The following is a 21,489-nucleotide window of genomic DNA, read 5'->3' as shown; positions in this document are numbered from 1 at the left end:
CCTGTCGATGGAACGCGCCGCCCCTACCTACGTCGAGGAAACCCGCTTCGGCTTCTGGTTCCTGCAAAGCCACGTGTGGCACCACCACGTGTTGCGCGTGGCGATCAACGACCTCAAGCGCCTGGTCGACGCGCCACTGCCGCAGGCACCGGTGCTGCTCGACGCCGGCTGCGGCCAGGGCCGCTCGTTCGGCCTGCTCAACGAGGCCTTCGCCCCGGCGCGGATGATCGGCCTGGATGCCGACCCGCACAGCCTCGACTGCTCGCGCGCCGAGGCCGAGCGTCTGGGCCTCGACGTGCAGCTGATCGCCAGCGACTGCGCGGCCATCGACCTGCCGGACGCCAGCGTCGACATCCTGTTCTGCCACCAGACTTTCCACCACCTGGTCGAGCAGGAACAGGCCCTGGCCGAGTTCTGGCGTGTGCTGAAACCGGGCGGCCTGCTGCTGTTCGCCGAGTCGACCAAGTTCTACATCGACACCTGGGTGATCCGCTGGCTGTTCCGCCACCCGATGCATGTGCAGAAGAGCGCCGAGGAATACCTGGGCATGCTGCGCCAGCAGGGCTTCCAGTTCGAGGAACACAACGTCTCCTACCCCTACCTGTGGTGGAGCCGTTCCAAGGACTTCGGCCTGCTGGAGCGCTGGGGCATCGTCAAGGCCAAGTCGTTCGGCCAGCGCGACGAGACCCTGGTCAACGCGGTGGCCCGCAAGCCGTGATGCTGCGCGCTGTACTGCTCGCCATGACCCTGCTGCTCGGCGCCTGCGCCGGGCACACGCCCGTGCCGGTGAGCAGCCCCGCACTGACAGCCGCACTGCCCATCAGCCTGCAGATCGAACGCACGCAGAGTGCTGAGCAGCGCGACTGGCTGCTGGTGATCCAGGCCGAAGGCGAGGCGCTGCGCTGGTCGCTGTTCGACCCGCTCGGCGTGCCGCTGGCGCGCCAGCTGCTGCAAGACGGCGAGTGGCGCAACGACGGCCTGCTGCCACCGAATGCCGAGGCCCGCGAGCTGTTCGCCGCCCTGTTGTTCGCCCTCAGCACCGATGACGCGCTGACCGCCTACCCCGCGGGCAGCTGGCAGCGCGGCGCCGATGGTCAGCGCCGGCTTAACCCGGACTGGCTAATCCGCTACCGTTCCGCACTGGACTTCACCCTCGCCGCACCGCAGCTCAGCTATCGGGTGTGCGCGCTGAACCAAGAAGAAGGCAACTGATGCCCAGCTATTTAAATGCCCTCGGCCTGCTGTGCGCCCTGGGCGAAGGCAAGCAGGCAGTGGCCGACGCGCTGCTGGCCGGCGATGCCTCCGGCATGCGCGCCGAGGACGGCTGGGTCACTGACCGCCGTCTCACCGTTGGCGCCGTGCGTGCCGCTCTGCCGGCCATGCCGGCAGGCTTCGAGGCCGCCCACAGCCGCAACAACCAGCTGCTACTGGCCGCCGCCCAACAGATCGAGCCCGAGCTGCGCGCCGCCATCGCCCGCTACGGCGCCGCCCGTGTCGGCCTGGTGCTGGGCACCAGCACCTCGGGCATCCGCGAGGCCAGCGACGGCATCGCCAGCTTCCTGCACGAGGGCGAAGTGCCCGCCGAATACGACTACGCCCAGCAGGAGATGGCCGCGCCGGCCACCTTCCTCGCCGACTGGCTGCAACTGGCCGGCCCGGTGTACTGCCAGTCCACCGCCTGCACCTCCAGCGCGCGCGCCCTGCTCAGCGCCCATCGCCTGCTGCAGCAGGGCCTGTGCGACGCGGTGATCTGCGGCGGCGTGGACAGCCTGTGCCGCCTGACCCTGAACGGCTTCTCGGCGCTGGAAGCGGTGTCCGCCGAGCCGTGCAATCCCTTCTCGGTGAACCGCCACGGCATCAATATCGGCGAGGGCGCCGCCCTGTTCCTCATGACCCGCGAGAGCAGCCCGATCGCCTTCCTCGGCGGCGCCGCCACCTCCGACGCTCACCATATTTCCGCACCGCACCCCGAGGGTCTCGGCGCCCGTGCGGCGATGGAAAAGGCCCTGGCCAGCGCCGGCCTGCAGCCCAGCGATATCGACTACCTAAACCTGCACGGCACCGCCACGGCGCACAACGATGCGATGGAGAGCAAGGCCGTGCGCGGCCTGTTCCCCGCCGGCGTGCCCTGCTCGTCGAGCAAGCCGCTGACCGGCCACACCCTGGGCGCCGCCGGCGCGCTGGAGGCGGCCTTCTGCTGGCTGACCCTGAGCGAACACAACCGCGACGGCCTGCTGCCGCCACACCTGTGGGACGGCCAGGCCGACCCGGCGCTGGAACCGCTGCAACTGGTCGGCGCTGGCGATCAGCTGGCGCGCAGCAGCGGCCGCCGGCTGATGAGCAACTCCTTCGCCTTCGGTGGCAACAACGTCGCGCTGATCCTGGGTGATGCCACACAGGGAGACGCACCATGAGCCTGTGGCCGATCGCCGAACTGGTGCCGCATGCCGGCGACATGATCCTGATCGACGAGGTGCTGAGCTTTGGCGCCGAGGACATCGAGACCCGCCTCACCGTGCGCCCCGGCGGCCTGTTCAGCCAGGCCGACGGCAGCCTGCCGGCCTGGGTCGGTATCGAGCTGATGGCGCAGAGCGTGGCCGCCTACGCCGGCTGCCAGGCGCGCCAGGCCGGACTGCCGGTGGAACTGGGCTTCCTCCTCGGCACGCGCAAGTTCGAGTGCAACGTCGAGCGCTTCCCGGCCGGTGCCGAGCTGCGCATCAAGGCCCTGCGCTCGCTGCAGGACGACAACGGCATGGGCGTGTTCGAGTGCCATCTGGACGGCCCCGACATTCATGCCGAGGCACGCCTCAATGTGTTCCGCCCGCCGGAAGTGGCGAGCTACCTACAAGAGCAGCAAGAGCAATCGCAATGACTGAAACCATCCTCGTCACCGGCTCCAGCCGTGGTATCGGCCGCGCCATTGCCCTGCGCCTGGCCCGCTCCGGTTACGACATCGTCCTGCACTGCCGCTCGCGCCGCGACGAGGCCGAGGCCGTGCAGGCGCAGATCGCCGAGCTGGGCCAGCAGGCGCGCATCCTGCAGTTCGACGTCTCCGATCGCGCCGCCTGCCGCGCAGCGCTGGAAGCCGATGTGGAACAGCACGGCGCCTACTACGGCGTGGTATGCAACGCCGGGCTGACCCGCGACGGCGCCTTCCCGGCGCTGAGCGATGAGGACTGGGACCAGGTGCTGCGCACCAACCTGGACGGTTTCTACAACGTGCTGCACCCGCTGACCATGCCGATGATCCGCCGCCGCAAGGCCGGGCGCATCGTCTGCATCACCTCGGTCTCCGGGCTGATCGGCAACCGCGGCCAGGTCAACTACAGCGCCTCCAAGGCTGGCGTGATTGGCGCCGCCAAGGCCCTGGCCATCGAGCTGGGCAAGCGCAAGATCACGGTCAACTGCGTGGCGCCGGGGCTGATCGACACCGAGATCCTCGACGACCTGGTACCGGTGGACGAGATCCTCAAGATGATTCCGGCCGCGCGCATGGGCACCCCCGAAGAAGTGGCCGGGGCAGTGAATTTCCTGATGTCCGACGAGGCGGCGTACATTACCCGCCAGGTCCTCGCGGTGAACGGTGGTTTGTGTTGATGAAACGTGTAGTCGTCACCGGCATGGCCGGTATCACCTCGCTGGGCAGCGACTGGCCGACCATCTCGGCCGCCTTCAGGGAAGGCCGCAGCGGCATCCGCCGCATGGACGAGTGGGATCGCTTCACCGAGCTGAACACCCGCCTGGGTGGCCCGGTGGACGACTTCGTCCAGCCCAAGCACTGGTCGCGCAAGCAGACCCGCAGCATGGGTCGCGTGTCCAAGCTGGCGGTGTACGCCGCCGAGCGCGCCCTGGAGCATGCCGGCCTACTCGGTGACGAGCGCATCCAGGACGGCCGCATGGGCGTGGCCTGCGGCTCGTCCACCGGCAGCACCGACGAGATCAAGGCGTTCGGCAATATGCTGCTCAACTCGGTCGCCGATGGCCTCAATGCCAATTCCTATATCCGCATGATGCCGCACACCACGGCGGCCAATATCAGCATCTTCTTCGGCCTCAAGGGTCGTCTGATCCCGACCTCCAGCGCCTGCACCAGCGGCAGCCAGGGCATCGGCTACGCCTACGAGGCAATCAAGTTCGGCCGCCTGAAGATGATGCTGGCCGGCGGCGCCGAGGAACTGTGCCCGACCGAGGCCATGGTGTTCGACGCGCTCTACGCCACCAGCCTGAAGAACGACACCCCACACCTGTCGCCACGCCCCTACGACGCCGGCCGCGACGGCCTGGTGATCGGCGAAGGCGCCGGCATCCTGGTTCTGGAGGAGCTGGAGCACGCGCTCGCGCGCGGGGCGACCATCCACGCCGAGATCGTCGGCTTCGGCTGCAACTCCGACGGCATCCACGCCACCAAGCCGGAACAGGCGACCATGCGCGGCGCCATGGAGCTGGCCCTGGAAGATGCCGGTCTCGAGCCCACCGCCATCGGCTACGTCAACGGCCATGGCACCGCCACCGCCCAGGGCGACGCGGCCGAGAGTCTGGCCACCAGCAGCCTGTTCGGCCCGCGCATGCCGATCAGCTCGCAGAAGAGTTTCTTCGGCCACACCCTGGGCGCCTGCGGCGCGCTGGAGTCCTGGTTCAGCATCGAAATGATGAACTCGGACAGCTACGTGCACACCCTGAATCTGGACAATGTCGACCCGGAGTGCGGCGAGCTGGACTACCTGCGCGGCGAGTTCCGCCAGATGAGCCACCAGTACGTGATGAACAACAACTTCGCCTTCGGCGGGGTGAATACCTCGCTGATCTTCAAGCGCTGGAACTGAGCGCAGACACAAGGAAGTCTCTGAATGCCCGTACTGCTTCGCACCCTACTGCTCGACCTGATCGTCTCGGGCCTGGCCGCCTGCAGCACGCTGCAGCCGGTCGACACGCCAACCATCGAGCTGCCGCCAGGCTCGGCCATCAGCGATCTGCAGATCGAGCAGGCCATTCTCAGCGCCCTGAAGACCTATCGCTGGCATGTCGGCCAGGTCCAGCCGGGCCGCGTGCAGGCCGACATCCTGGTGCGTGAACGCCACCAGGCGGCCATCACCATCGACTACAACCCGCGCGATATCTTCATCCGCTATCGCAGCAGCCAGGGCCTTGAGCACAAGAACGGCAAGATTCATCGCACCTACAATCGCTGGGTGAAGTACCTCAAGCTAGAGATCGAACATCAGCTCAACCTTTCCCCAACCCCGTGACCTTTCGTCAAGGAGACGACCATGAAACTGAAAAACTGGACCCTGGCCGCCCTGCTCTTCGCTGTTATCCCGGGCATCAGCCAGGCGCGTGACACCACCCACTTCCTGCCGTTCGAGCAGGCCGTGCAGGAGGCCCTGGCCGCCAACCGTCTGGATGGCAGCGTGAAGTTCTACCTGGCGGGCACCAAGCCGGCCGGCACCGTCAGCGTGGTCAAATCCGGCGTCACCACCAGCCAGAAGACCAACGCCTTCAACAAGAGCGACGAAGGCGCTTGCTCCTGGGCCCTGCAGTCCGCACTGATCCGCATGCAGAACGCCGCCAAGCAGGCCGGTGCCAATGCCGTGGTCAACATCGTCAGCAACTACAAGAACGTGGTCTATTCCGACGCGCAGAAGTACGAGTGCCACGCCGGCGCCATCATGGCCGGTGTCGCCCTGAAGGCCGACCTGGCCAACGTCAAGTAAGCTCCACCTCGGCGTCCGGGCCGCCTCATTCGGCCCGGAGCGCCGCCACCTGGCGCGTCATCATCTCGACGAACGCCAGCGCCTGCGGCACCCGCTCATCGCGGCGCCGCGCCAGCCAGATCGCCGATGTCGCGCCCGGATCGAGCAGGGTGCGGTAGACCACGCCATCCACGCGCGTGCGCCGGAACGACTCCGGTAACATCGACACCCCCATGCCCGCCGCCACCAGACCGATGATGGTCATCGCCTCGTTCGCCTCCTGGGCGATGCGCGGGATGAAGCCTGCCTGGCGCGCCAGCTCGTTGAGCTGATCGAACAGGCCGGTGCCGTAGCTACGCGGGAAGAACACGAAGGGCTCCTCGGCCAGGGCGCTGAGCGACAGCCCCTCCTCGCTGCCGGACGCCAGCGGATGGTCGGCGCGCAACACCGCCACCAGCGGATCGCGGAACAGCTCGATCGCCTCGATGCTGTCCGGCAGGGCGAAGGGGCGCAGCACGCCGACCTGGATCTGCCGATCCAGCAACGCCTGCACCACCGCACCACTGCTCATCTCCAGCAGGCTCAGGTGCACGTCCGGACGCGCCTGGCGAAAGGCCAGGATGCTGCGCGGCATGATCGAGGTGAACGGCGCCGAGGCGGTGAAGCCGACCTTGAGCTCGCCGAGCTCGCCGCGCTGCGCGCGCTGGGCCAGCTGCACTGCCCCCTCGACACGCTGCAGGATCGCCCTGGCCTCGTCGAGGAACAGCCGCCCCGCCTCGGTCAGGGCCACACGGCGGTTGGTGCGCTCGAATAGGCGCACGTCCATCGCCTGCTCCAGCGCCTGGATCTGCTGACTCAGCGGCGGCTGGGAGATGTTCAGGCGCTCGGCGGCACGGCCGAAGTGCAGCTCCTCGGCCACCGCCACGAAGTAGCGCAGATGACGCAGCTCCATGGGACTCCAATTGATACTTTTCAGATATCAAACGTGACGATCAATATATTGGAGATCATATTTCCATCTCTCTACCCTGTCAGCGTTTACCGGCCAGAGCCTGTCCGGTCTGTCGCTACAGAGGTTGCCCGTGAACGCCGTCGCCACATCCCTGCACAACCCTGACGCCTTCATCGCCAAGGGCACGCCGCAGTTCACCCGCACCTCCCTCGCCCTGTTCGCCGGCGGCTTCGCCACCTTCGCCCTGCTCTACTGCGTGCAGCCATTGATGCCGGTGCTGTCACAGGAGTTCGCCCTCAGCGCGGCGCAGAGCAGCCTGGTGCTGTCGATCTCGACCATCATGCTGGCCGTCGGCCTGCTGTTCACCGGGCCGCTGTCCGACGCCGTCGGGCGCAAGCCGATGATGGTTGCCTCGCTGCTGTGCGCCGCACTACTGACCCTGGCCGGCGCGCTGATGCCGACCTGGGAAGGCGTGCTGGTGACTCGCGCGCTGCTCGGCCTGGCCCTCAGCGGGTTGGCCGCCGTGGCCATGACCTACCTGTGCGAGGAGATCGACCCCGACTGCCTGGGGCTGTCGATGGGCCTGTACATCGCCGGCAATGCCATCGGTGGCATGGGCGGGCGGCTGATCAGCGGGGTGCTGGTGGATTTCGTCGACTGGCGCTGGGCGGTGGGCAGCCTAGGCCTGCTGGCGCTGCTCGCCGGCCTGCTGTTCTGGCGCGTGCTGCCGGAGTCGCGCCACTTCAAGCCCGCGCCGCTGGACGTGCGGCGCATCGGCCAGGCCTTTGTCCGGCACCTGCGTGACCGCGGCCTGCCCTGGCTGTTCCTCGAAGCCTTCCTGCTGATGGGCGCCTTCGTCACCCTGTTCAACTACATCGGCTACCGCCTGCTGGATGCGCCCTATCACCTGAGCCAGGCGCTGGTCGGCCTGCTCTCGGTGGTCTACCTGTCGGGCATCTACAGCTCGGCGAAGATCGGCGCGCTGGCCGACCGCCTGGGCCGCCGGCGGGTGCTCTGGGCGGTGATCGTGCTGATGCTCGCCGGCCTGCTGCTGACCCTGTTGCCGCAGGTGCCAGCGATTCTCGGCGGTATGCTGCTGTTCACCTTCGGCTTCTTCGGCGCCCACTCGGTGGCGAGCAGCTGGGTCGGCCGTCGTGCGCAGCAGGCCCGCGGCCAGGCCTCGTCGCTGTATCTGTTCAGCTACTACCTGGGCTCGAGCCTGGCGGGGACCGCAGGCGGGCTGTTCTGGCACGACTTCGGCTGGACGGGCGTCGCGCTGTTCATCGCCGCGCTGCTGGTGGCCGCTTTGCTCGCGGCGCTGCACCTCAGCCGCCTGCCGGAAGCGGCCTGAAGCCCGCATACAGAAACGCCGGCATGCGCCGGCGTTTTTCACTCTCTTGGCTTACTGCACGATCTCGACCAGGTCGATGTCGATCTCGCGCTTGATCAGCCCCTTGTCGACTTCGCCGGTCAGCTTGACCTGGGTCTTGTCGTCGAAGGCCACCGGCGGCAGGTCTTCATCATCGATCTCCACGGTGATGGTGCCGGTGCTGTCCTTGAACTCGTACTTCTCGTCGCCAAGCTTGCGGGTGATGTGGCCCTGCAGCACCACATGCGCATCGTCACCGGCCTCCTGGGCCGCCGCGACGCTGTTGATGGCCTGGGCGCCCGGGCCGGTGTAGCCGGCGGCCAATACGGCGGTGCTGAACAGGGGCGCGACGAGCAGGGTGAGATAGCGAGCTTTCATGGTTCCGATCCTTACCGGGTGGGTGTGGCATCAGACTAACCAGTCCAGCTGAAGCGAAGCTGAATCGGCGGGCAAAGCAAAACGCCCGGCACGGGCCGGGCGTTTCGGGTACGCAGGGAGCGATCAGGCGTGGTACTGCGCCGACAGCTCATGCACCGCCTCGAAGAAGGCCTTGGCGTGCTCCGGCGGCACTTCCGGGGTAATGCCATGGCCGAGGTTGAACACCTGGCCGTTGCCCCGGCCATAGGCGGCGAGGATACGCGCCACCTCGGTGCGGATGGCTTCCGGCTTGGCATGCAGCACGGCCGGGTCCATGTTGCCCTGCAGGGCCACCTTGTCGCCGACGCGGGCACGGGCGCTGCCGATATCGCAGGTCCAGTCCAGGCCCAGGGCCTCAGCGCCGGTGTCGGCCATGGACTCCAGCCACAGGCCGCCACCCTTGGTGAACAGGATCACCGGTACGCGGCGACCGTCGTGCTCGCGGATCAGGCCATCGATGATCTGCTTCATGTAGCGCAGGGAGAACTCCTGGTAGGCCGCCGAGGACAGCGCGCCGCCCCAGGAATCGAAGATCTGCACGGCCTGGGCACCGGCTTTGATCTGGCCGTTGAGGTAGGCGGTGATCGAGCGGGCCAGCTTGTCGAGCAGCGCGTGCATGGCCTGCGGGTTGTCGTAGAGCATCGCCTTGGACTTGCGGAAGTCGCGGCTGGAGCCGCCCTCGACCATGTAGGTGGCCAGGGTCCAGGGGCTGCCGGTGAAGCCGATCAGCGGCACGCGGCCGTTCAGCTCGCGGCGGATGGTGCGCACGGCGTCCATCACGTAGCCCAGGTCCTGCTCGGCATCGGGAATCGGCAGGGCCTCGATGTCGGCCATGCTGCTGATCACCTTCTTGAAGCGCGGGCCCTCGCCGGTCTCGAAGTACAGGCCCTGGCCCATGGCGTCGGGGATGGTGAGGATGTCGGAGAAGAGGATCGCGGCATCGATCTGCGGGTAGCGGTCCAGCGGCTGGATGGTGACCTCGCAGGCCAGTTCCGGGTTCTTCATCAGGCTGACGAAATCACCGGCCTTGGCGCGGGTAGCGCGGTACTCCGGCAGGTAACGGCCGGCCTGGCGCATCATCCAGACGGGGGTAACGTCGACGGGCTGCTTGAGCAGGGCGCGCAGGAAACGGTCGTTCTTCAGGGCGGACATCGGCAGGGTTCCTGGAAATCGGCAGGGAGCGTTGCGGCGGGAGTATGCGGCGGCCGCTTCAGTGGCGTCCCCCTTCCTCCGGGCGGGCTCCCGGATCGCAGGAACGCCGCGCGCCTTGGCGCAGAAAAAGTGCGGGCATTTTCGCAGACCCAAAAACAAAAGGCACGGCGGGTGCCGTGCCTTTTGTCTATCGCGACGATATGCCGCGACGTGGATCGCTCGCTAAGCGTCGCTAGCGAAGGTCAGGCTAGGCGAAAACAGGTGAGGAAGCGCAGTTTACGAGTTGTAAATGAGCATTCCGAACCTGTTTTCAACAACGCCTGGCCGAGCGCAGCAGCTTAGACCTGCAGGTAGTCGAGGATGCCCTCGGCAGCGTTGCGACCTTCGAAGATCGCGGTCACCACCAGGTCGGAACCACGGACCATGTCGCCACCGGCGAAGATCTTCGGGTTGCTGGTCTGGTGCTTGAACTGGTTCTTCTCCGGCGCCACTACACGGCCCTGGCTGTCGATGTCGATCTTGAAATCGGCGAACCAGGCGGCCGGGCTCGGGCGGAAACCGAAGGCGATCAGCACGGCTTCGGCCGGGATGATTTCCTCGGAGCCCGGGATCGGCTCGGGGCTGCGACGGCCACGGGCGTCCGGCTCGCCGAGACGGGTCTCGACCACCTTCACGCCTTCCACCTTGTCCTCGCCGACGATGGCGATGGGCTGGCGGTTGAAGAGGAACTTCACGCCCTCTTCCTTGGCGTTCTTCACTTCCTTGCGCGAGCCCGGCATGTTCTCTTCGTCACGACGGTAGGCGCAGGTCACAGCCTTGGCCCCCTGGCGGATGGAGGTGCGGTTGCAGTCCATCGCGGTGTCGCCGCCGCCGAGCACGACTACGCGCTTGCCCTTCATGTCGATGAAGTCTTCCGGAGACTTCTCGAAGCCGAGGTTGCGGTTGACGTTGGCGATCAGGAAGTCCAGTGCGTCGGTGACGCCCGGCAGGTCCTCGCCCGGGAAGCCGCCCTTCATATAGGTGTAGGTGCCCATGCCCATGAACACGGCATCGTACTCATCCAGCAGCTGCTGCATGGTGATGTCGACACCGATCTCGGTGTTCAGGCGGAACTCGATACCCATGCCGGTGAACACTTCGCGACGACGGCTGAGCACGCTCTTCTCGAGCTTGAACTCGGGAATGCCGAAGGTCAGCAGGCCACCGATTTCCGGGTTCTTGTCGAACACCACCGGGGTCACACCGTTGCGCACCAGCACGTCGGCGCAGCCGAGGCCGGCCGGGCCGGCACCGATCACGGCAACACGCTTGCCGGTCGGCTTGACCTTGGACATGTCCGGACGCCAGCCCATGGCGAAGGCGGTGTCGGTGATGTACTTCTCCACCGAGCCAATGGTCACCGCGCCGAAACCGTCGTTGAGGGTGCAGGCACCCTCGCACAGACGGTCCTGCGGGCACACGCGGCCGCACACTTCCGGCAGGGTGTTGGTCTGGTGCGACAGTTCTGCCGCCGCCAGGATGTTGCCTTCCGAGACCAGCTTGAGCCAGTTCGGAATGAAGTTGTGCACGGGGCACTTCCATTCACAGTACGGGTTGCCGCAACCCAGGCAACGGTGTGCCTGGTCGGCCGCCTGGGCCGGCTTGAACGGTTCGTAGATTTCCACGAACTCGCGCTTGCGTTGGCGCAGGAGCTTCTTCTTCGGATCCTTGCGCCCGACCTCGATGAACTGGAAGTCGTTGTTCAGACGTTCAGTCATTTCAAAACCTCATCAAACCACTTCAGGCGCTTGTTATTGCGGGTTGGCACGGGTGCTGGAGAGCAGCGAACCGAGGCTCGCGGCCTTCGGTTTGACCAACCAGAACTTGCGCAGGTAATCGTCCAGGTTCTCCAGCAGGTGAGCACCCCACGGGCTGGCGGTTTCCGCCACATACTCGGCGAGCACGCCGTGCAGGTGGCTGCGGTACGCCTCCATGGACTCATTGCTGATGCGCTGGATTTCCACCAGCTCGTGGTTGACGCGGTCGACGAAGCCGTTGTCCAGGTCCAGCACGTAGGCGAAGCCGCCGGTCATGCCGGAACCGAAGTTGTAGCCGGTCTTGCCGAGCACGCAGACGAAGCCGCCGGTCATGTATTCGCAGCAGTGGTCACCGGTACCTTCAACCACGGCATGCGAACCGGAGTTACGCACAGCGAAACGCTCGCCCGCGGTGCCGGCAGCGAACAGCTTGCCGCCAGTGGCGCCGTACAGGCAGGTGTTGCCGACGATGGCCGACTCTTGGGTCTTGAACGGGCTGCCGGCCGGCGGGGTGATCACCAGCTTGCCGCCAGTCATGCCCTTGCCGACGTAGTCGTTGGCATCGCCTTCCAGGCGCAGGTGCAGGCCGCCGGCGTTCCACACACCGAAGCTCTGACCCGCAGTACCCTTGAAGCGGAAGGTAATCGGCGCGTCCTTCATGCCCTGGTTGCCGTGCTGCTTGGCGATTTCGCCGGAAACACGGGCACCGATGGAGCGGTCGCAGTTACAGATGTCCAGTTCGTACTCGCCACCGGTCTTGCCAGTGATCGCAGCCAGGGACAGCTCGACCATCTTCTCGGCCAGCAGGCCCTGGTCGAACGGCGGGTTCTTCTCGACTTCGCAAAACTGCGGCTTGTCGGCCGGGATATGGTCGCTGCCGAGCAGCGGGGTCAGATCCAGGTTGCCCTGCTTGTCGGTATCGCCCGGCAGCACGTTGAGCAGATCGGTACGGCCGATCAGCTCGCCGAGGCTGCGCACGCCCAGCTTGGCCAGCCACTGGCGGGTGTCTTCGGCGACGTAGGTGAAGTAGTTCATCACCATTTCGACGGTGCCGATGAAGTGGTCCTTGCGCAGCTTGTCGTTCTGGGTGGCCACGCCGGTGGCGCAGTTGTTCAGGTGACAGATACGCAGGTACTTGCAGCCCAGAGCGACCATCGGCCCGGTACCGAAGCCGAAGCTCTCGGCGCCGAGGATGGCTGCCTTGATCACGTCGAGACCGGTCTTCAGACCGCCGTCGGTCTGCACGCGGACCTTGCCGCGCAGGTCGTTGCCGCGCAGGGTCTGGTGGGTCTCGGCCAGGCCGAGTTCCCACGGCGAGCCAGCGTACTTGATCGAGGTCAGCGGCGAGGCGCCGGTGCCGCCGTCGTAGCCGGAGATGGTGATCAGGTCGGCATAGGCCTTGGCCACGCCTGCGGCGATGGTGCCGACACCGGCTTCCGCTACCAGCTTGACCGAGACCAGCGCGGCTGGGTTGACCTGCTTGAGGTCAAAGATCAGCTGCGACAGGTCTTCGATCGAATAGATGTCGTGGTGCGGCGGCGGCGAGATCAGGGTCACGCCCGGCACGGCATAGCGCAGCTTGGCGATCAGGCCGTTGACCTTGCCGCCCGGCAGCTGGCCGCCTTCACCGGGCTTGGCGCCCTGGGCCACCTTGATCTGCAGCACTTCGGCGTTGACCAGGTACTCCGGGGTTACACCGAAGCGGCCGGTCGCGACCTGCTTGATCTTGGAGCTGCGCACGGTGCCGTAGCGGGACGGGTCTTCGCCGCCCTCACCGGAATTGGAGCGCGCGCCCAGGCGGTTCATCGCCTCGGCGATGGCTTCGTGGGCCTCTGGCGACAGCGCGCCGAGGGAGATACCCGCGGAGTCGAAGCGCTTCAGCACTTCGTTCAGCGGCTCGATCTCGTCCAGGCTCAGCGGCTTATCGGCCAGCTTGAGCTGGAACAGGTCGCGCAGCATGGACACCGGGCGCTGGTCGACCAGCGCGGCGTACTCCTGGTACTTCTCGTAGCTGCCCTGCTGCACGGCGGCCTGCAGGGTGTTGACCACGTCCGGGTTGTAGGCGTGGTACTCGCCGCCGTAGACGAACTTGAGCAGACCGCCCTGCTGGATGGCCTTGCGGTTGTTCCAGGCCTCGTTGGCCAGCAGCTTCTGCTCGCCCTCGATGTCGACGAAGCGCGCACCCTGGATGCGGCTGGCGACGCCACGGAAGCACACGTCGGTGACTTCGTCGGCCAGGCCGACGGCCTCGAACAGCTGCGCACCGCGGTAGGAGGCGATGGTGGAGATACCCATCTTCGACAGGATCTTCAGCAGGCCCTTGGAGATGCCCTTGCGGTAGTACTTGAACACCTCGTAGAGGTCGCCCAGTACTTCGCCGGTACGGATCAGGTCGCCCAGGACCTCGTAGGCGAGGAACGGGTACACCGCCGAGGCACCGAAGCCCAGCAGCACGGCGAAGTGGTGCGGGTCACGGGCAGTCGCGGTCTCGACCAGGATGTTGCAGTCGCAACGTAGGCCTTTCTCGGTCAGGCGATGGTGCACGGCGCCGGTAACCAGCGCGGCGTGCGCCGGTAGCTTGCCCGGAGCGATGTGACGGTCGGAGAGGACCAGCAGCACCTTGCCGGCGCGCACGGCCTCCTCGGCCTGGTCGGCCATGTTGCGCACCGCAGCCTCGAGGCCGACGGACTCGTCGTAGTTCATGTCGATGACATGACGCTCGAAGCCCGGGGTGCTCAGGTTCAGCAGCGCGCGCCACTTGGCCGGGGAGATCACCGGGCTGCTCAGCATGACGCGGCTGGCGTGGGCCGGGGATTCCTCGAAGATGTTGCGCTCGGCGCCCAGGCAGATCTCCAGGGACATCACGATCGACTCGCGCAGCGGGTCGATCGGCGGGTTGGTCACCTGGGCGAACTGCTGGCGGAAGTAGTCGAACGGCGAGCGGATGCGCTGCGACAGCACGGCCATCGGCGTGTCGTCACCCATCGAGCCGACCGCTTCCTGGCCCTGCTCACCGAGCGGGCGCAGCACCTGGTCACGCTCCTCGAAGGTGACCTGGAACATCTTCATGTATTGCTTGAGACGGTCGCTGTCGTAGAACGGCGAACCGTGGTCGCGGTCTTCCAGGCTGGCCTGGATGCGCACGGCGCCCTGACGCAGCCACTGTTTATACGGGTGGCGCGACTTCAGGCGATTGTCGATGGCGTCGGTGTCGAGCACCTGGCCGGTCTCGGTGTCCACCGCGAGGATCTGGCCTGGGCCGACACGGCCCTTGGCGATCACGTCTTCCGGCTTGTAGTCCCACACGCCGATTTCCGACGCCAGGGTGATGTAGCCGTTCTTGGTGGTGACCCAGCGCGCCGGGCGCAGACCGTTACGATCGAGCAGGCAGACGGCATGGCGACCGTCGGTCAGCACCACGCCGGCTGGGCCGTCCCACGGCTCCATGTGCATGGAGTTGTACTCGTAGAATGCGCGCAGGTCGGAGTCCATGGTCTCGACGTTCTGCCAGGCCGGCGGAATGATCATGCGCACGCCGCGGAACAGGTCGATACCACCGGTGACCATCAGTTCGAGCATGTTGTCCATGCTCGAGGAGTCGGAGCCGACGCGGTTGACCAGCGGGCCCAGCTCCTCCAGATCGGGGATCTGGTCGTTGGCGAACTTCAGACGACGGGCCAGGGCCCAGTTGCGGTTGCCAGTGATGGTGTTGATCTCGCCGTTGTGGGCGAGGAAACGGAACGGCTGCGCCAGCGGCCATTTCGGCAGGGTGTTGGTGGAGAAGCGCTGGTGGAATACGCAGATGGCAGTCTGCAGGCGCTCGTCGCCGAGGTCCGGATAGAACTGCTGCAGGTCCGCCGGCATCATCAGGCCTTTATAGATGATGGTCTTCGGCGAGAAGCTGCAGATGTAGTGGTCGGTGTCGGCGGCGTTGGCCACCGAGGAGCGACGACGGGCGCTGAACAGCTTGATGGCGAACTGCTGGTCATCCAGGCCTTCACCGCCAATGAACACCTGCTCGATCTGCGGCAGGCGCTCCAGGGCCAGGCGGCCGAGCACGCTGGTGTCGATCGGCACCTTGCGCCAGCCGACCAGCTGCAGGCCTGCGGCCTCGATCTCGCGGTTCATGTTGGCACGGGCAGACTCGGCCTTGGCCGAATCCTGATTGAAGAAGACCATGCCCACTGCATATTGCTGCGGCAGGTCGCTGCCGAACTCTTCCTTGGCGACTGCGCGCAGGAACAGATCGGGCTTCTGGATCAGCAGACCACAACCGTCACCGGTCTTACCGTCGGCGTTGATACCACCGCGGTGGGTCATACAGGTCAGGGCTTCAATCGCAGTATTCAGCAAATGATGGCTCGCCTCGCCCTGCATATGGGCGATCAAACCGAAGCCGCAGTTATCCTTGAACTGATCAGGATGGTATAGACCTGCTTTCATAGACACTCTCACCAGGCTGCCTCTAATGGGCAAATTGCTTTCTAATTCATCGACCTAGCTGCCGACCGCGCAGGGAAACACCCCAGCTTGGCGCAGGCAAAGGGGGGACATTGTACATAGCCACCTAGGTCGTCACAAATCTTCGATGACGACCTGATGAAACCTTCTGTCGCTTGCGCGAAAGGCGATGACCGAAAGGCCGTGCTAGCACCAATCGGTCATCAAATGAAAGGCAATTCACGGGCCACTAGCGCGCCCGTACTGCCTCCTGCTGGATGCTGGCGAAGCTGCGCGGCCAGGGCTTGCCGGCCTGCACACTGGCTGGCAGAGACTTGATGGCAGACTGCGCTGCTGCACGACTGGAGAACTGGCCGTAGGTCACCACGTAGAGCGCCTGCCCCTGGTGCAGCTTCTTGAAGTAGCGGTATTCACCACCATTCTTGCCGACGAACGCCTTGGCGCTGCTCTCAGAACGGGTTCCGAGTATCTGCAGGGCGTAGTTGCCAGCCGGACGACTGGCATACCACTCCGCCCCTGGCGCAGGAGCTGCGCTGGAGACAGACGGCGCCGCATTGGCCGCAGGAGCAGCTGGCTTGGCAGGCGTCGGTTTCGCAACCGGAGCGACCGACGCCTGAGCCGGCTTGGCACTCACCGCAGGCTGCGCCGGAGTCGGAGTCGGAGTCGGAGTCGGAGTCGGAGTCGGAGTCGGAGTCGGCACTATCGGCTTGGACGCGGCAGCACTGGCAACCGTTGGCACCACCGGCAAGGTGACCGGTACCGGAGTCACTATTGGCGCTGGCGGCGTAGCAGCCGATACAGGCGCCTGCGCGCCAGCAGAGCCACCCTCGTCGCCCTCATCCATACCAGAAGCCTGGGCCAGCGGCTCACGAATCACCGGCTGAGCCTCGCCCACCAGCGGCAACGGCAAAGGCTGACTGGCACCACTGAACTCCACAGCCGCCCCCGAAGCTGGAGCAGCTGGCTTGCCTGCCTCAACGACCGCAGGCGCACTAGCTTGCGGCACCAGTTCGATCGGCGCCTCGGTGACCATTGGTGGAGTGCTCTCGGTACGCCCCTGCATCAACCAGGCAGCACCAAGCGCGAGCGCCACCACGCCGACGGCAAGCAAATGCTTCTTCGGCAGGCCAGCACCCGCGCGCCCACCGGCGCCGGCTCGACTGGCCAGCATCGCTTCAACCAAGGTATCGCGCGCGGCCTGATTGATCGCTCCCGGCCATCCCCCGGAACTCAGGTGAATGTCGGTGACCTGATCATCGGAGAGCACATCGACACCCTGGCCGGCTCCGTCCAGGCGCTGAGCCAGATACTCGCGAGTTTCATCCTCGCTGTATGGCAGAAGCTCGATTGCGTGGAAGCGCTCTTCGCCATCGGCCAGCAGCTCGAGTCGCGGCAGGATGTCGCTCTCGGCGAACAGGAAAACATGCGGGCGGCCATCGGCATTGCCCGCCGCCAGGGTAAACAGCGCGTCCAGGGCGGAATCAGCCAGCTGCTCGGCGTCGTCGACCAGCAGATAGACTTCCTGCCCGGTCAGAGCCAACTGAGCGACCTGCGCCAGGATGCTGCGCACGTCGACCTGCTGCATACCCAAGCCCTGGGCAACCTGGCGCAGGACGCCCACCACATCCCCCGCCCCGCGGGCGGAGACCACCACCGAATGCACGGACTGCTTGTTGGTGCTCGCCACCAGCGCCTGGCGCAGCAATGTCTTGCCACTGCCATGCGGCCCGGTCACCACCAACAGCAGCTGGCTGTAGCGCGCCAAGTGGTGAAGCTGCCCCAGCACCGGCTTGCGTTGGGCGGGATAGAAACGAAAGCCCGGGACCCGAGCGGCAAAGGGGTCGTGGCTGAACTGGTAATGCGCGAGGAAGGCCTCGTCGGCGTGCAAACTGCTCATGTAGCTCTCTTATTCTCCAAGCTGAGCCAGTATCGCGCGGTAATCGGCGCGCAAGGTGGCATCCAGGACTTCCCGCGGGAAATCATCAGTAATCACGGCCTCACCGAGACTGCGCAGCAGCACCAAGCGCAGACGCCCATCGAGCACCTTCTTGTCGACCGCCATATGCTCGAGAAAATCCTCAGGCCCCATCTCGGCCGGCGGCACCACCGGCAGCCCTGCGCGCAACAGCAGACGAACACCACGATCGCGATCGGCGACAGATATCCAGCCAAGGCGCGACGACATTTCCAGCGCCATGACAGTACCGGCAGCCACCGCCTCACCATGCAGCCACTCACCGTAGCCCATGTGCGTCTCGATGGCATGGCCGAAGGTATGCCCAAGGTTGAGAATCGCGCGCAGGCCCGACTCTCGCTCATCTACACCGACCACCCGAGCTTTCGCCGCGCAGGAGCGCTCGATGGCCTCGATCAGTGCAGCAGGCTGCAGTTGACGCAAGGCCTCGATATTTTCTTCCAACCAGCCCAAGAACTGCAGATCGCAGATCAACCCGTACTTGATCACCTCGGCCAATCCGGCCGACAGCTCGTTAGCGGGAAGAGTACCGAGAACAGTGGTGTCGATAACGACAGCGTTGGGCTGGTAGAAAGCCCCGACCATGTTCTTGCCCAGCGGATGATTGATGCCGGTTTTGCCCCCCACGGAGGAATCCACCTGCGACAACAGAGTGGTCGGAACCTGAATGAAGTCGACACCGCGCTGATAGCAAGCCGCCGCAAAACCGGCCATGTCACCGATGACCCCGCCGCCCAAAGCGACAACGGTGGTCTTGCGATCATGACGGGCCTGAAGCAGGCCATCGAAAATCAACTGCAGAGTTTCCCAGGTCTTGAAGACCTCGCCATCCGGAAGAATCACGGTAGCGATGTCCTGACCAGCCAGAGACTGCTTCAGCGTATCCAGATAAAGGGGAGCGACGGTTTCATTGGTGACTATCGCCACCTGCCGACCGGCGAGATGCGGCTTGAACAGATCGGGGCGAGCGAGCAACCCCTCTCCGATGTAGATGGGATAGCTGCGTTCGCCTAGATCGACGGTAAGAGTCTGCATGAAGCCCCCGAGTAGAAAGGGCATAGGATAACGCAGATGGAAGCGCTCTTTAACGGGGAGGCAGAGCCCTGAGGCGCTCGATGATTTCCTGAACCACCATACGCGGCGGCCGCTCATCCGTTTCGATGATCACATCCGCAATCTCTCGATATAGCGGATCACGGATATCCATCAGATTGCGTAATACCTTGCCAGGCTCAGCATTGCGCAGCAGAGGCCGATTACGATCCCGCGATGTGCGCTCCAACTGCTGCTCGACGGAGGCATGCAGATAGACAACCCACCCACCGGCACGCAGCGCCTGCCGATTCTCTGGTCGCAGCACCACGCCGCCGCCTGTTGCGATCACCACACCTTCAAGCTCACAGAGCTCCACGACCATCAACTGCTCGCGCTCGCGGAAACCCTGCTCGCCCTCCACATCAAAGATCCAAGGGATATCGGCACCGGTACGATGCTCGATCTCCTTGTCTGAATCCTTGAACTGCAGCTTCAGCTCTTTCGACAACAACCGCCCGATGGTGCTCTTACCAGCCCCCATCGGGCCTACCAAGACTACGTTCTGCACTATTAGTTGCTAACCGCAATGGCCTGGTTGTTCATGATGCGAGGGGTCAGGAACACCAGCAGCTCGGCCTTGGAATCCTGAACCACATCACGACGGAAGAGGCGACCGATATAAGGGATATCTCCCAGAAGAGGCACCTTATCCACAGCCTTGGACTGGGTATTACTGAAGATGCCACCAATTACGATGGTCTCACCGTCAGTCACCAGAACCTTGGCATTAACCTCGTTGGTCTGGATGGACGGGGTACCGTCGACCTGGTTAGCAAAGTCAGCAGCATCCTTGTTGACCTTGACCTCCATGATGACGCGATTATCCGGAGTGATTTGCGGGGTCACTTCAAGAGACAGGTTGGCCTCCGCGAAGGCTACCGAGGTAGCACCGCTAGAAGATGCCTCTTGGTACGGGATCTTTGTGCCCTTGAGGATTTTTGCGGTTTCCTTGTCCGAGGTCACCACCTTCGGCTGGGAGATGATCTCACCGTTACCGGTTTTCTCCATCGCTGACAACTCAAGGTCTAGCAGAGTGTTATCGGTAATGAATCCCAGGTTCAAGCCAGAAGTGCGCCCGGCAGCGCCCATGTCGACGAAAGTACCGCCTTGGAACTCCAGCGGATCGGTGTCTTTCTCAACACTATTGGTACCACCTACCACCCAGTTGTTATCACCGAGGCCAACACCACGCCACTCGACGCCCAACTCCTTATCGAAGTCGACATTGGCCTCTACGATACGCGCCTCAACCATAACCTGCCGAACCGGAATATCAAGCTGAGTCACGATCCTGCGCAGCTCATCCAAACGCTCCTGGGTCAAGTACGCGATGATGCTATTGGTACGATCATCGAAGATAACCTTCCCGCGCATATCCTTGTCCAAGGTTCCATCCTTGCCTGCATCTTCGAAGAGCTTGGCAATATCCGAAGCCTTAGCGTAGTTCAACTGCACCACTTCCCGACGCAGAGGGGCCAACTCAGCCAACTGCTGTTTTGCCTCAAGCTCTTGACGCTCACGAGCCGCAATTTCATCAGCCGGCGCAACCAGCAAAACATTGCCGACCTGCCGCTTGTCCAGGCCGCGAGTCTTCAGCACCAGATCCAGAGCCTGATCCCAAGGCACATTTTGCAGACGCAGGGTAATGTTGCCCTGCACGGTATCGCTGGCAACCAAGTTCAAATTAGTAAAGTCTGCGATAAGCTGAAGCACAGAACGAACATCAATATCTTGGAAGTTGAGAGACAGCTTCTCGCCAGAATAAGCAAAGCTTTCAGACTTGCGCTTCTCAACATCCTCAGGACTTAAAGGCTTGATGCTAATAGTCAGCTTATTATCCGTCTGGAACGCAAGATAGTCATAGAGCCCCGTCGGTTCAATACTAATGCTGACCTTGTCTCCTTGCACCACGGAATTAACAAACTGCACAGGAGTAGCAAAATCTTTCACGTCAAGCCGTGCACGAAGGCTCTCCGGCAGTTGAGTTTTAGGAAACTCGACACGAATCTTTCCGCCCTGCTCCTGAATGTCCGGACTCACGCTGGGATCAGAAAGTTCCACCACAACGTTGCCCTCACCAGCAGTACCCCGCTGAAAGTCAATCGAACGAATCGAACGACCAACCGCAGCTACTGGCGCAGCCTTGGCGGCAGGTGCGGATGCCACAGGTGCAGACACAGACGCAGAGGCCGTGGAAGAGTCACCAACCACGACAACCACACTATTACCGTCACTGCGAGTGCTGTATGGAGCCAACGTGGAAAGATTGATGATCAGCCTGGTCCGGTTCTGCGCCTCTACAACTGTAACGCTACGAGCGTTACCAACACCTAGCTCTTTATTCTTTGCGCCCAGCTGACTAGAGACCCCCGGCAAATCAAGAGCGATCCGAGCCGGCTGTTCGATGGTATAGCCGCGAGGTGCAGCAACAGGCTCATCAAAGCTCAGTCTCAGCTCTACCTTGTCCCCTGGCAGCGCTGCCACATCCAATTTTTGCAGATTGGCCGCCAGCAGACTTGGAGCGAAACCGGCCAGCAGCAATGAAACGCCCAAGCGAGAAAAGGCCTTATTCATGGAAAGCT

18 protein-coding genes are annotated in these 21,489 nt (G+C 64.3%); 9 read left to right on the top strand and 9 right to left on the bottom strand.

Translation table 11 applies throughout. The annotated features are described in order from the left end of the window. The first annotated feature begins 7 nt into the window (after positions 1–7). Genes PTT45_RS21415 through PTT45_RS21380 form a run of 8 tightly spaced genes read left to right on the top strand, consistent with a single transcriptional unit; the run spans position 8 to position 5,711 of the window. Positions 8–718 (top strand): class I SAM-dependent methyltransferase, encoded by a 711-nt coding sequence (locus PTT45_RS21415; RefSeq protein WP_273816012.1) that lies wholly within the window; start codon positions 8–10, stop codon positions 716–718. Continuing rightward, entirely contained in the window at positions 718–1,212 is a 495-nt protein-coding gene (locus PTT45_RS21410) for a hypothetical protein (RefSeq protein ID WP_273816011.1), read from the top strand. Before PTT45_RS21415 ends, PTT45_RS21410 begins: the two co-directional genes overlap by 1 nt. Beyond that, positions 1,212–2,414, top strand: coding sequence for a beta-ketoacyl-[acyl-carrier-protein] synthase family protein (locus PTT45_RS21405; RefSeq protein WP_273816010.1), 1,203 nt, complete (start codon positions 1,212–1,214; stop codon positions 2,412–2,414). The genes PTT45_RS21410 and PTT45_RS21405 overlap by 1 nt, the downstream gene beginning before the upstream one ends. Continuing rightward, positions 2,411–2,872 (top strand): hotdog family protein, encoded by a 462-nt coding sequence (locus PTT45_RS21400; protein ID WP_273816009.1) that lies wholly within the window; start codon positions 2,411–2,413, stop codon positions 2,870–2,872. The genes PTT45_RS21405 and PTT45_RS21400 overlap by 4 nt, the downstream gene beginning before the upstream one ends. Beyond that, positions 2,869–3,597 carry a 3-oxoacyl-ACP reductase FabG gene (fabG, locus tag PTT45_RS21395; protein WP_273816008.1) on the top strand — a complete coding sequence of 243 codons (729 nt, stop codon included), beginning with the start codon at positions 2,869–2,871 and terminating at the stop codon, positions 3,595–3,597. The genes PTT45_RS21400 and fabG overlap by 4 nt, the downstream gene beginning before the upstream one ends. Continuing rightward, positions 3,597–4,823 carry a beta-ketoacyl-ACP synthase gene (locus PTT45_RS21390; protein ID WP_273816007.1) on the top strand — a complete coding sequence of 409 codons (1,227 nt, stop codon included), beginning with the start codon at positions 3,597–3,599 and terminating at the stop codon, positions 4,821–4,823. The genes fabG and PTT45_RS21390 overlap by 1 nt, the downstream gene beginning before the upstream one ends. A 24-nt stretch (positions 4,824–4,847) precedes the next feature. Beyond that, the gene (locus PTT45_RS21385) at positions 4,848–5,246 is read left to right on the top strand and encodes a hypothetical protein (protein WP_273816006.1); all 399 of its coding nucleotides are present in this window, start codon (positions 4,848–4,850) and stop codon (positions 5,244–5,246) included. A gap of 21 nt (positions 5,247–5,267) precedes the next feature. Then, positions 5,268–5,711 (top strand): excinuclease, encoded by a 444-nt coding sequence (locus tag PTT45_RS21380; protein ID WP_273816005.1) that lies wholly within the window; start codon positions 5,268–5,270, stop codon positions 5,709–5,711. Positions 5,712–5,736: 25 nt separating this feature from the next. On the opposite strand, the gene PTT45_RS21375 is transcribed toward PTT45_RS21380, so the two are convergent. Then, positions 5,737–6,642, bottom strand: coding sequence for a LysR family transcriptional regulator (locus PTT45_RS21375; protein WP_273816004.1), 906 nt, complete (start codon positions 6,640–6,642; stop codon positions 5,737–5,739). Between the two features lie 124 nt (positions 6,643–6,766). On the opposite strand from PTT45_RS21375, the gene PTT45_RS21370 reads away from it, so the two are divergent. Further along, a complete protein-coding gene (locus PTT45_RS21370) occupies positions 6,767–7,993 on the top strand; it encodes an MFS transporter (RefSeq protein WP_273816003.1) in 1,227 nt (408 codons plus the stop codon). Between the two features lie 51 nt (positions 7,994–8,044). Here PTT45_RS21370 and PTT45_RS21365 read toward each other — a convergent pair whose 3' ends face one another. The 8 genes from PTT45_RS21365 to pilQ form a co-directional block, all read right to left on the bottom strand. Next, on the bottom strand, positions 8,045–8,389 hold the full coding sequence (locus tag PTT45_RS21365) for a YgiW/YdeI family stress tolerance OB fold protein (RefSeq protein ID WP_043310238.1): 345 nt from the start codon (positions 8,387–8,389) through the stop codon (positions 8,045–8,047). Between the two features lie 123 nt (positions 8,390–8,512). Further along, entirely contained in the window at positions 8,513–9,580 is a 1,068-nt protein-coding gene (hemE, locus tag PTT45_RS21360) for a uroporphyrinogen decarboxylase (RefSeq protein WP_273816002.1), read from the bottom strand. Positions 9,581–9,918: 338 nt separating this feature from the next. Continuing rightward, the gene (locus PTT45_RS21355; protein ID WP_273816001.1) at positions 9,919–11,337 is read right to left on the bottom strand and encodes an FAD-dependent oxidoreductase; all 1,419 of its coding nucleotides are present in this window, start codon (positions 11,335–11,337) and stop codon (positions 9,919–9,921) included. 33 nt (positions 11,338–11,370) lie between these two features. Then, complete coding sequence (gene gltB, locus PTT45_RS21350; RefSeq protein ID WP_273816000.1) at positions 11,371–15,819, bottom strand: glutamate synthase large subunit; 4,449 nt, start codon at positions 15,817–15,819, stop codon at positions 11,371–11,373. A gap of 247 nt (positions 15,820–16,066) precedes the next feature. Further along, positions 16,067–17,734: an AAA family ATPase gene (locus tag PTT45_RS21345; RefSeq protein ID WP_273815999.1), complete on the bottom strand. Its 1,668-nt coding sequence runs from the start codon at positions 17,732–17,734 to the stop codon at positions 16,067–16,069. A 9-nt stretch (positions 17,735–17,743) separates the two neighbouring features. Then, a complete protein-coding gene (gene aroB / locus PTT45_RS21340; protein WP_273815998.1) occupies positions 17,744–18,847 on the bottom strand; it encodes a 3-dehydroquinate synthase in 1,104 nt (367 codons plus the stop codon). A 49-nt stretch (positions 18,848–18,896) separates the two neighbouring features. Then, on the bottom strand, positions 18,897–19,415 hold the full coding sequence (gene aroK, locus PTT45_RS21335; RefSeq protein WP_043311139.1) for a shikimate kinase AroK: 519 nt from the start codon (positions 19,413–19,415) through the stop codon (positions 18,897–18,899). 2 nt (positions 19,416–19,417) lie between these two features. Next, entirely contained in the window at positions 19,418–21,481 is a 2,064-nt protein-coding gene (gene pilQ, locus PTT45_RS21330) for a type IV pilus secretin PilQ (protein WP_273815997.1), read from the bottom strand. Positions 21,482–21,489: the final 8 nt, after the last annotated feature.

The sequence above is a fragment of the Pseudomonas sp. Gutcm_11s genome (assembly GCF_028649395.1).
Classification (GTDB): Bacteria; Pseudomonadota; Gammaproteobacteria; order Pseudomonadales; family Pseudomonadaceae; genus Aquipseudomonas.
Note: the sequence above shows the minus strand (reverse complement) of the source record. Positions and strands in the feature narration are given on the sequence as shown.